The sequence below is a fragment of the Oscillochloris sp. ZM17-4 genome (assembly GCF_019599295.1).
GTDB lineage: Bacteria > Chloroflexota > Chloroflexia > Chloroflexales > Chloroflexaceae > Oscillochloris.
In genome coordinates, this window is the sequence record NZ_JAIEWN010000036.1 from 51517 (window position 1) to 63145 (window position 11629).

At 67.9% G+C, this 11629-nt stretch carries 9 protein-coding genes and 1 pseudogene; 2 read left to right on the forward strand and 8 right to left on the reverse strand.

From position 1 onward, the window contains the following. The coding region (locus K2Z83_RS21010) for a response regulator (RefSeq protein ID WP_220597145.1) at positions 1-2138 on the forward strand (2138 nt) is incomplete at its 5' end. A 116-nt stretch (positions 2139-2254) separates the two neighbouring features. Here K2Z83_RS21010 and gpmI read toward each other — a convergent pair. From gpmI to K2Z83_RS21040, 6 genes are all read right to left on the reverse strand, one after another. Further along, positions 2255-3889 (reverse strand): 2,3-bisphosphoglycerate-independent phosphoglycerate mutase, encoded by a 1635-nt coding sequence (gpmI, locus tag K2Z83_RS21015; protein WP_220597146.1) that lies wholly within the window; start codon positions 3887-3889, stop codon positions 2255-2257. A gap of 91 nt (positions 3890-3980) precedes the next feature. Further along, positions 3981-4229 (reverse strand): hypothetical protein, encoded by a 249-nt coding sequence (locus K2Z83_RS21020; protein ID WP_220597147.1) that lies wholly within the window; start codon positions 4227-4229, stop codon positions 3981-3983. A gap of 96 nt (positions 4230-4325) precedes the next feature. Next, entirely contained in the window at positions 4326-5078 is a 753-nt protein-coding gene (gene ppgK, locus K2Z83_RS21025; RefSeq protein ID WP_220597148.1) for a polyphosphate--glucose phosphotransferase, read from the reverse strand. A gap of 37 nt (positions 5079-5115) precedes the next feature. Beyond that, a complete protein-coding gene (locus K2Z83_RS21030) occupies positions 5116-6381 on the reverse strand; it encodes an FAD-binding oxidoreductase (protein ID WP_220597149.1) in 1266 nt (421 codons plus the stop codon). A 72-nt stretch (positions 6382-6453) separates the two neighbouring features. Beyond that, positions 6454-7902, reverse strand: a complete 1449-nt coding sequence (locus tag K2Z83_RS21035) for an FAD-binding oxidoreductase (protein WP_220597150.1) — start codon at positions 7900-7902, stop codon at positions 6454-6456. 54 nt (positions 7903-7956) lie between these two features. Further along, positions 7957-8307 (reverse strand): hypothetical protein, encoded by a 351-nt coding sequence (locus K2Z83_RS21040; protein ID WP_220597151.1) that lies wholly within the window; start codon positions 8305-8307, stop codon positions 7957-7959. A gap of 141 nt (positions 8308-8448) precedes the next feature. On the opposite strand from K2Z83_RS21040, the gene K2Z83_RS21045 reads away from it, so the two are divergent. Next, a complete protein-coding gene (locus tag K2Z83_RS21045) occupies positions 8449-9201 on the forward strand; it encodes a glycosyltransferase family 2 protein (protein WP_220597152.1) in 753 nt (250 codons plus the stop codon). Positions 9202-9217: 16 nt separating this feature from the next. Here K2Z83_RS21045 and K2Z83_RS21050 read toward each other — a convergent pair whose 3' ends face one another. Then, positions 9218-10630 carry a hypothetical protein gene (locus K2Z83_RS21050; RefSeq protein WP_220597153.1) on the reverse strand — a complete coding sequence of 471 codons (1413 nt, stop codon included), beginning with the start codon at positions 10628-10630 and terminating at the stop codon, positions 9218-9220. A gap of 47 nt (positions 10631-10677) precedes the next feature. After that, positions 10678-11629: pseudogene (locus K2Z83_RS21055) on the reverse strand (hypothetical protein); the annotation flags it as partial.

Genomic DNA, 11629 nt, shown 5'->3' on the forward strand with positions numbered 1-11629 from the left:
CCGCCGAGAGCCTCGGCCAGGGCCGGCTCGACGGGCACATCCCCGATGATGGCAGCGACGAGTTCGCCACCCTGGCCCGCGCCTTCAACACGATGGCCGACCAGATCCGCAGCCTGATCGGATCGCTTGAGGGGCGCGTCGCCGAGCGCACCGTCCGCCTGGAGCACGCGGCCGCAGAGAACGCCCGGCTCCTCGCCGTCGAGCGCGACCAGTCGCGCCGGCAGCAGGCCCTCTTCGAGCTGAGCGCCGCCCTCTCCGCCCAGCTGAGCGAGGCCGATGTCTACACGGAGCTGGCGCGGCACCTGCACGACCCTGGGTTCGGCTACGACTACATCGCCATCTACGACGCCCACGCCGAGGGGCTCCGGGCAAGCTGGGGCGACGCGCGGCCCGCCGGCGATGGTGGGCGCACGATCCCGCTCACCATCGCCGGCGAGTCCGTCGGGACGATCATGGTTCAGGGCAGCCAGCATGACAGCAGCAGCTTCAGCGCCCTCGCCGCGGCGGCGAACCAGGCCGCCGCCGCCATCGCCCGCGCCCGGCTCTACGAGTCGCTTGCGCAGGCCAAGGAGGCCGCCGAGGAGGCAAACCGATCCAAGAGCACCTTCCTGGCCAACATGAGCCACGAGCTGCGCACCCCGCTGAACGCGATCATTGGCTACAGCGAGATGCTCCAGGAAGACCTCAACGAGAGCGACCACGCCGCCCTCGTGCCAGACATGCAGAAGATCCACGGCGCCGGCCGCCACCTGCTCGGCCTGATCAACGACATCCTCGACATCTCAAAGATCGAGGCCGGCAAGATGGAGCTCTACATGGAGCAGTTCACCGCCGCCAGCCTGATCGACAGCGTTGTCAGCACGATCGAACCCATCGCGGCCCGTAACCATAACCGGCTCGTCATAGAGCGCGCGCCTAGCCTGGGCATTATCTACGCCGACCTGACCAAGGTGCGCCAGGTGCTGCTCAACCTGCTCTCGAACGCGTGCAAGTTCACCGAGGGCGGGACGGTGACGCTGCGCGTCACGAATGATGAAGGGAGAAGGATGAAGGATGAAGATGGCCAGTTCATCCTTCATCCTTCTCCCTTCATCATTTTTGAAGTGAGCGACACCGGCATCGGCATGAGCGCCGCGCAGATCGCACGGCTCTTTCAGCCCTTTAGCCAAGCCGATGTCAGCACCACCCGTAAGTATGGCGGGACGGGGCTGGGACTGGCGATCAGCCGCCACTTCTGCCACATGATGGGCGGCGATATCCACGTGCGCAGCGAGCCAGGCCACGGCTCCACCGTTACCGTCACCCTGCCCAACGCCCTGTCCGCCGGCCTGCAGCCGGCCGATGATCGGCCGACGTCTGCGCCCGAGCGCACCGATCTGACGGTGGTGAGCGGCTCGGCCAGTGTCCTGATCATCGACGACGACCCCGACGTCCACACCATCCTCCAGCGCGCCCTCGGACAGCGCGGCTGGCGGATCTACTCCGCCACCAGTAGCGACGAGGGCATGCGCCTCGCCCGCCTGCGCCGGCCCGACCTCATCCTGCTCGATGTGGTCCTCCCCGGCGTCGATGGCTGGCAGACGCTCTCCGCTATCAGGGACGCCCCCGACCTGATGGACACCCCGGTGATCATGCTCACCATGCTCGATGAGCGTGGGCTCGGGTTCTCCATGGGCGCCACCGACTACCTGACCAAGCCGATCGATATGCAGCAGCTCACCAGCCTGCTCCAGCGCCACATCGAGCGGCGTCAGAACCAGTCGATCCTGATCATCGAGGACGATAATGTCACCAGGGCGATGATCCGCCGCCTGCTGGAGCGTGAGGGCTGGACCGTCTACGAGGCGTCAGATGGGAAGAGTGGGCTTGAGGAGGTGACGAGCCACCGCCCCGGCCTCATCCTGCTCGACCTGATGATGCCGGAGCTAGACGGGTTCGGCTTCATCACGACCATGGGCCGGAACCCCGACTGGAGCGCTATCCCCGTGGTGGTGATCACGGCCAAGGAGCTGACCGATGAGGAGCGGAGGAGGCTCGACGCGCACGCGGTGCGCGTGCTGCGGAAGGGCACCTATGGCAAGGAGGCGCTGCTGCGCGAGATCCAGCAGCACCTCGACAGCCGGGCCGACCGGCGGTAGGTGCCTGCGGCACCTACGGTTCTTTTGGGTGATATGCAGCCATGTGCCAGCTTCGCTGGCACATGGCTGCATATCACGTGAGGGCGGAATCGCGCGTGACTCCGTGTCTCAGCGCCTCAATTGCGCGGCTCAGTGATGATCAGGCTCTCGCCGGTCATATCCTCGTCCTTGGCCAGGCCCAGCAGGTCGAGCAGGGTCGGCGTAATGTCGGCCAGACACCCGCCGTCGCGCAGCGACACCTGGCCCTTCTCCAGGCCCAGCCCCTCGGCCGCCACCAGGATGCAGGGCACCAGGTTGGTGGTGTGGGCCGTGTGCGGCCCGCCCGTCTCCGGGTCGATCATCACCTCGGCGTTGCCGTGGTCGGCGATGATGATCGCCGCCCCGCCCTGGGCCTGGATGGCCGCCACCACCTCGCCCATGTCGGCGTCGATGGTCTCGCAGGCGGTGATCACCGCCGGGATCGAGCCGGTATGGCCGACCATGTCCGGGTTGGCGAAGTTCACCACGATCAGGTCATACGTGCCGCTGTTGATCGCCCCCAGCAGGCTATCCTTAACCCCCTCGGCGCTCATCTCAGGCTGCATGTCATAGGTGGCCACCTTGGGCGAGGGCACCAGCACGCGGTCCTCATCCGCAAACGGCTCCTCCCGCCCGCCGTTGAGGAAGAAGGTCACGTGGGGGTACTTCTCGGTCTCAGCGATGTGGAACTGCTTGAGGCCTGCGGCGCTCACCACGGCGGCCAGGGGGTGGCGCACTGGGCGCGGGCTGAAGGCCACATGCACCGGCAGCCCCTCCTCATACTGGGTCATCGTCACAAAGAAGAGGCCCTGGAGCTGACGGCCGCGCTGCCAGATCGTGGCGGGCAGCTCCTGGCCCTCCTGCTTCTGCTTCTCATAGTGCCTGGTGATCTGCGCGTCGATGTCGGGGGTCACGAAGGCGCGGGTGAGCTGGCGGCCGCGGTCGGGCCGGAAGTTGGTGAAGATGATCGCGTCGCCGTCCTGCACCGTCGCAACCGGCGCGCCGTCACGCATGATCACCGTGGGCAGCACGAACTCATCGCCCACGTCCTTGTCGTAGGACTGCTGGATGGCCTCGCGGGCGCCGGAGGCCGTCTCACCCTTGCCCGAGACGATGGCCTCGTAGGCGAGGCCGGCGCGCTCCCAGCGCTTGTCGCGGTCCATCGCATAGTAGCGGCCGATCACGGTCGCGATCTGGCCGGTGCCGAGGCGACCGATCACGCCCTCCAGGGTGTCGAGGAAGCCGAGGGCGCTGCGCGGCGGCACGTCGCGACCATCGAGGAACAGGTGCAGGTAGACGCGCTCCAGGCCGTGGCGGTGGGCCAGGGTGAGCAGGGCGTGCAGGTGGTCCTCATGGGCGTGGACGCCGCCAGGCCCAAACAGGCCCATCAGGTGCAGGGCGCCGCCGGCCTTGGCGTGGCTCACGGCGGCCAGTAGAGTCTCATTCTCGAAGAAGTCGCCGTCGGCGACGCTCTTGCTGATCCGGGTCAGCTCCTGGTAGACCACAAACCCGGCGCCGATATTCAGGTGGCCGACCTCAGAGTTGCCCATCTGGCCCTCGGGCAGGCCCACGGCGAGGCCGGAGGCGGCCAGCCTCGTGAAGGGCCGCTCGGCCATCCAGCGGTCGACATTGGGCGTGGTGGCGAGGTCCACCGCGTTGCCGGGGCCGGGCTCGGTCAGGCCCCAGCCATCCATGATCGCCAGCACCACCGGGCGAGGGCGAGTTGTTGTCATGAAAATAACTCCGGTGTAAGGGCGCAGCAGCGCTGCGCCAATGTATTCTGAGCATCCAAGTGGCCGTACGGGCGCTGCTGCGCCCCAACCGTCATCCCAGCCCGAGGGCGACGAGGGCGACGCGCACGGCGGACAGCAGGCCGATAGCGGCCACGCCGGCCAGGGGCACGCCGACAAGCAGCAGGGTCAGCGCGCGGTCGGCGGGGCCAGGGTTCGCGCTGACGAATCCGCGCAGGATCTCGCGGCGGACGGCCTCTAGGCCGCCCCAGACGGCCAGAACCGCGATGGCGGCGAAGGCCAGGGCCGCGCCCAGGGCGATGATCGAACCGAGGATGGACATCGTGTGCCTCCGGCGGGGTATGGGGCCACAGGCCCCATATTCTTTTGGTGTTGGGGGTTGGCGGTTTCGCCGCCAACCCCCAACACCACGACGACATTACGACAGCAGCTCAGGGAATGCCTCGGCGGCCGCCAGGGCCGCGCCAACCATGCCGGCCTCATTGCGCAGCTTAGCTGGGACGATCTCGACGCCGACGGTGAGCAGGGGGGCGAACTTCTCATAGACCCGGCTGCCGCCGCCGCCGATGATGATCAGGTCGGGCCAGATCAGCGCGCTCAGCCGACAGAGGTACTCATCGAAGCGCTTCGCCCACGCGCTCAGGCCCAGGCCCTTGCGTGAGCGGGCCGCGTCGGAGGCCCGGCTCTCGGCGTCTTTGCCGCGGATCTCGATGTGGCCGAGCTCCATGTTCGGCACCAGGCGGCCATCCATGAAGAGAACCGTGCCGAGCCCCGTGCCGATCGTGATCATCAGCACCAGGCCGCCGCGACCGCGCCCGGCGCCCAGACGCATCTCGGCGATCCCAGCGGCATCGGCATCGTTGAGCGCCAGCACCGGGCTGCCGGCGGCCTCGCTGAAGAGCCGGGCGACATCCGTGCCCACCCAGCTCGGCGCGATATTCGCCGCCGTGTGGGCCACGCCGCCCTTGATCACCGCAGGGAAGCCGCAGCCGATCGGCCCAGACCAGGAGAAGTGGCGCACGATCTGAGCCACCTCATCGGCAACAGCAGCCGGCTCAGCGCCGTCAGGCGTAGGGATGCGCTTCCGAGGCGTCGTCATCTCACCGCTGGACACATCGACGAGCGCGCCTTTGATCCCCGAGCCGCCAACATCCAGTCCAAGCACATCCATCGCACACCTCAGATATCCTGCCATCGGCACTGCGGCGCTACACCAGATAGCGCCCTGGGTTCAGCACGCCCGCCGGATCCCACGCCGCCCGCAGCGACCGCATAAGCGCCAGAGTCTCCGGAGGCGCGCCCCAGACATCCAGTACATCACGATCAATGCCAGGGGCGGCCGGCAGCTCCTCGATCACCACATAGCCGCCGATCGTGGCGAGCCCCGCCCGCAGCTCGGCGAGAGCCGCCGCAAGGGCGGCGGCAGGCACGCCGGCGATAGGCCAGCGCGCGTAGGCCAGCCCCACGCCGGCGATCACCATGCGCGCGGTGGCCCAGCCGCGCGCCCGCGTCGTCATCTCGAGCAGACGAATCATCTCATACTGCTGGCCGAGCGGCGCGCCGACCCGCAGCATCAGGTCGCCCGTCGGCTGCACAAAGTCGGCGATGGCCTCCCATATCGGCGCATCATCGAGCTCATTCAGCTCGATCACGCGCGATCCAAGCTCCACGCAGTGGGCGACCGCCGCCCGGATCTGACGGGCCACCGCGCCCGCCGTGCCAGCGAATCGCACCGCCACCATCAGGTAGTGCGAATGGTCGCGCAGAAAGGGGTGCAGGGCCGGGATGGCGCGCTCCGCCTCGTCGTTGAGGATGACCATGCTGATCGGATGGAAGGGCGGCTGGCGCAGCTGCGCGATCGCCTCAAGGGGCGCCTTCGTCGTGGTGAAGGCAGCAATCAGCGTCTGCCGGCGTGGCGGGATCGGCGCCACCTTGAAGGTCGCCTCGGCGATCACGCCGAGGGTGCCGAGGGCGCCGATATGCAGCTTGTGCGAGTCGTAGCCGGCGACATTCTTGACCACCCGTGAGCCGCTCTTCACCAGCCGGCCATCGCCGAGCGCCACCCGCATGCCCAGGGTCCAGTCGCGTGGGGAGCCATAGCCAAGGCGCAGCATGCCGCCGGCCCCGCTGGCCAGCAGGCCGCCGACCGTCGCCCGCCGGGGCAGCGGCGGGTCCCAGGGGAGCCACTGGCCGTGGGGGGCCAGCGTCTCCTGCACCATGCCCAGCGTCGCCCCGGCCTCGACGCTGATCACCAGGTCGGCCGGGGTGTACTCGACCACGCGGGACAGGCCGGACATGCTCAGGGCGAGATCATAGCGTGTGGGCGGGCCGCCGAGCCCCTGGCGCGTGCCGCCGCCCCAGGGCACCACCGAGGATCCGGCAGCGCTCGCCTCACGCAGGCAGTCGGCGAGATCCTCAGCAGTAGCCGGGGTGATCACCCGCGCGGGGGGCTGGCTGTAGAGCGTGAAATCCATGTTCCATCTATAGAAGGGGAGGGACAGGCAGGGCGCGACCCTCCCTGAAACCCTCCCGCTCCCGATAATCAGCTAAATCCACGCCCCGCGCTCGGTCGTACGCCGGAAGGCCTGCGTGGGAGCCTGATCGGCGGAAGGAGCGCCCGTCCGCAGGAGCTTACCGGGGTTCATCATCTCAGTAGGGTCGAAGACGGCGCGTATGTCGGCGAAGGCGGAGAGATCATCCTCGCTAAAGAGCCAGGACATATAGTCGCGCTTCTCCAGGCCGATCCCGTGCTCGCCGCTGATCGTGCCGCCGGCGGCCACACAGGCCCGCAGAATCTCCTCCCCGGCGGCGACCGCCCGCTCGCGCGTGCCGGGGACGCGCAGGTTGAAGAGCAGCAGCGGGTGCAGGTTGCCATCGCCGGCGTGGAAGATGTTAACCACCTTCAAGTCGTAGCGGGCGGCCACCTCCTCGCTATAGCGAAGCACCTCGGGCAGGCGCGAGCGCGGCACCACCCCATCGACAATATGGTAGTGCGGGGCGATCCGCGCGCAGGCGGCCAGGGCGCCCTTGCGCCCGGCCCAGAGGCGCTCGCGCTGGGCGGAGTCGGCGGCGGTGCGCAGCTCGCGGGCGCCGCTGGCCGTACACACCTCGGCGATCCGGCGGGCCTCATCGGCCAGATCCTCGCGCAGGCCGTCGATCTCGATCAGCAGCACCGCCCGCGCGTCGGGCGGGTAGCCGGCGTGAACCGAGGCCTCGATCGCGGCGATGCCCTCTCCCGACATCATCTCCAGCGCGGCAGGGATGATCCCGGCGGCGATGATCGCCGAGACGCAGGCTCCGGCGGCGTCCATCTCATCGAAGATCACCAGGAAGGTGCGCACGTCCTCGGCGTTGCGGGTGAGCCGCACCGTCAGCTCGGTAATGATCCCGAGGGTGCCCTCGCTGCCCACCACCGCGCCGAGCAGGTCGTAGCCGGGCGCGTCGGGCACCGTCGAGCCGAGGCGCACCACGCTGCCGTCGGCGAGCACCACGGTGGCGGCGAGGACGTGGTTGGTGGTGACGCCATACTTGAGGCAGTGGGGGCCGCCGGCGTTCGAGCCGGCATTGCCGCCGACCGTGCTCGAACGCTGGCTGCTCGGGTCGGGGGCAAAGTGCATGCCGTAGGGTGCGGCGGCCACGCTCAGCTCGGTGTTCACCACGCCGGGCTGCACCACGGCGGTGCGCGAGGCCGGGTCGATACTGAGCACGCGGTTGAGGCGGGCCAGAGAGACCACCATGCCGCCCCGGTCGGGCACCGTGCCGCCGGCCAGCCCGGTGCCTGCGCCGCGAACCACCACCGGCACGCCCATGCCCGTGGCCGCCCGCACTGCGGCGGCCACCTCGGCGGTGCTGCCGGGCACCACCACCACATCGGGCAGAGCCTGGTCGAGAGATGAGCCGTCGTACTCGTAGAGCATCAGCTCCTCGGGCCGGTGCAGCACACACGTCGGCCCAATGGCAGACTGAAGGGCAGCGATCAAGGTTTCTCTGGTCATTGAAGATCCCGTGATAATCGCAAGGACGCAGCGCGCTGCGTCCCTCCTGCGTCCCTACTTCGTCCGCACCCGCCGCTTGAGGTTCGAGGCCGGCCGCCGGAAGAGCAGCACATCGATAAAGCCGCGCGGGTAGCTCTGGGCGAAGCGGGGCAGGCTCCCGGCGACCGCCCGCCAGATCCCCAGGGCCACCATCGAGATCACGAGGGGGCCGAGCGCGATGATCGGGTTGATCGGCTGAGCGCCGAGCGTGGCGTAGGCGATATAAGCAAACGCGAGCAGGATCATCATCCCCTGCCCGACCAACAGCAGCAGCCGCGACTCGCGCAGGCGCATGTAGGCGGCCAGGAAGGCCGCGACATACCAGATCTCAAACAGGATCACCACCAAGGTCAGCCAGACAAGCACAGCGGGAGCTCCTTCATCTACGGGTCTGCGCGGCCTTATGATAGCATATTCTCTCAGGTCGGGCGGGCAAACGTGTGCTATAATCGCCATCCGTCGCGCAGTGCGCGCCACGGGGCACACCAGCACAGAGGACGGAGCGCAATGGCAGATAGGCCGAGCATCACGGCATTCTTCCCGGCCTGCAACGACGCCGGCACGATCGGCAGCATGGTCGTCAGCGTGATCGGCACCCTTGAGGAGCTCACCGACGACTACGAGGTCATCGTAGTGGAGAACGGCAGCACCGACTACACCGTCGAGGTGCTCGAGTCGCTCGCCGGCCACTACGAGCGCCTGCGCGTCTTCACGCACCGCCAGGCTCTCGGCTACGGCGGCGCGCTCCGCGTCGGGTTCGCCAGCGCCACCAAGGATCTGATCTTCTACACCGATGGCGACGCCCAGTACGACCCGCGCGAGCTCAAGCTGCTCATCCCCGCCCTCACCGACGAGATCGACATCGTCAACGGGTGGAAGATCGACCGCGGCGACCCGCTCCACCGCAAGGTCATCGGGCGGATCTACCACCACCTGGTGAAGCTCCTCTTCAGCTTCAAGCTCCGCGATGTGGACTGCGACTTCCGCCTGATCCGGCGCGAGGTCTTCGAGGTGATCGACCTCGAGTCCGACAGCGGGACGATCTGCCTGGAGCTGGTGAAGAAGCTCCAGGACGCCAAGTTCCACTTCGCGGAGGTGCCGGTCCACCACTACCACCGCACCTATGGACAGAGCCAGTTCTTCAACTTCCCCCGCCTCTGGCGCACCGGCGTCCAGCTCATCCAGCTCTGGTGGAAGCTGGTGGTGCGCCGCGAGCACATGCGCCGCATCGCCCGTCGCCGTGGGTCGCTCTCGAAGTAGGGGCGGCCCTGCGCCCCTACGGCATGTCCCAGTCGCAGCGATAGATCTGCATCGGGTCGGGGTCGCTTGGGGAAGAAAAGGCGGCCACCGACACGCAGCGCCTTGCCAGGTCGGGCGAGGACGCAAGCAGCGGCAGGGCGGCCTCGCGCAGCGCGAGGTACTGCGGCCGGTAGCGCTCCATCGACCAGCGGGCAACCTCCAGGTAGCCGTGCTGCGCGTCGAACTGGGCCGCCGCCTCAGGCTGGATCAGCCCGGCGAAATCGATCATGGTCCGCTGGCTGTAGTAGCCGATCACGCCGACCTCCAGCGTGCCAACCGAGGCGTCGGCGGGCGTGTTCGCCCGCAGCCACTCGCCAACCTGGCGGTACACCAACAGGCGCGGGTCGAGGCGCGACTCAAGGCTGACAAGGCTGCCGATCTGAGCGACCAGCAGCACGGCGAGCAGCGCGAGGCCCGCCCCGCCCGCGACCTGCGGCGCGACCAGGCGCCGCAGCCCAGCCGCCACCCCGGCGACCCCCAGGCCCGCAGCCGCGGTCACGCCGAGGAAGACCGGGCCGTAGTACCAGAAGTAGCTGGTGACGCCGAGCATGACGTAGGCTAGGCTGTAGAGCGCGACCCAGCCGAGCAGGCCGAGGGCGGCGCGGCGACGCAGCAGGGCGTAGCCAATGCCGATCAGGGCGAGGATCAGCAGCAGCCGGTAGGCCGGCAGCGCCCACAGCTCGCCCAGCTTGTCGATCAGACCCTGCCCAAAGCTCCGGCTACCCACGATCAGCGCCTGGTGTCGCTTGGCCGCCAGCGTCACGGGAACCGGGCTGCCGAAGTAGGCCTGCGCGAAGAGCAGCCAGGGTGCGACCAGCAGCGTGTAGATGGCGGCCGAGCCCCAGGGCAGCCCAGACCACCACGGTCGCGCGCGGCCACGCCCGGCCAGCAGGCCGACGCCGAGCACGATGCCGACCAGCACCGTGTCGGCGCGGACGACAGTCGCCAGCCCGAGCAGCACCGCCACCGCCGGCCAGCGCGAAGCGGACGCAGCCACAAAGGCCCAGAGCACCAGCCCGAGCGCGAAGCTTGTCTCCGCACCGATCATCGTGATCAGCAACGGGAACAGCGTATACAAGGCTGCCGACGCCACGCCGGCCAGAGGCTCCTCCCAGGCAAGCCCCAGCCGCCAGAGGGCGAGCCCGCCGGCGCCCAGGCTCAGGCAGCTGACCAGATTGCTGAACAGCGGCAGATCGATCCCAAGCGCCGCCGCCGGAGCCAGCAGCAGCGCATAGAGCGGCGCGGTGGTGCTCAGCACCGCCACGCCGCTGTTATAGACAAACCCTTTGCCGGCCGCCAGGTTAGCCGAGTACCGATAGGTGATATACGGGTCGTCGAATCCGTGGCGATGGAAGACCACAAAGAGCACGCCGGCAGCGAGCATGGCCAAGGCCAGCGCCACTAGCTCGCGATACCGCGTCAAGAAGTGCAGCGATCTCACGGCGCGCGTTCGATAAAGACCGCCTGGAAGCCGACATTAACATACTTCTGCGTCCCATCTGGCGATGTCCCTGTCGACGGCTCCGCCCCATTCCAGATCACGGCCGAGCGGTAAGAGCCAGACGGAACCAGTGCGATCACCGTGCTGGCGCTGCGCGACCAGAGCACATCGACAACACCGCCCGGCTTCACAAAGCGATAGGCCTCAATCTCTTGGCCGTAGTCGACTGCGCTCACGCTCTGGTACTGCCCGACCATCTCGATCAGCCGCTTGTATGCGGTAAACGACGGGCGCGGGCTCTGGTTCGTGTCAAGCAGAGACCCGTTGCGCCAACCCGGCCCATTGAATGTGAACCACGAGATCTGCTGGATGTTTGCGGCGGCGGCTCGGGTCATGACCCGTATCAGATGATCGGCTTGGGCAGCAAAGAACTCATCCCCAGGAGGATCACATTGCGACCACGTCGGCGAGCACACCATCGAGGTCTCATTCAGCCACAGCGGCTTGCTCACCCCATAGCGCGCCAACACATCGCGGACATACGCAGCCTTGCCGAGCGTCCACCCACCTCGGGGGGGCCAGTCAGCACCGTTATTCAGGTCGTGGTCGAAGTTAGGCTGGGTGTAGGATGTGTAGGCGTGGTAGGCGACAATATCAAACGAATCGGCTGCCCCAGAGCGCAGGACGCCCTCTAAAAAACGCTCAGGCTTGCCGCGAGTAGGATCGGTTGTGTTGGGGGTATCAAGCAGCAGCCCGCCGAGCACGATCTTTACGCTCGGGTTGGCCGCGCGCATCGCAGGCACAACCGCACGCAGCATGCGCCCATAGCGCTCACCGCCATAGTAGGTGTCGCGGATATCGCCCCAGCAGCCATATGGAGAGTTAGACGGCACCCAAATCGGATCCACATCAGGCTCGTTCCCCATCTCCCAGTAGGCCACCTGAGAC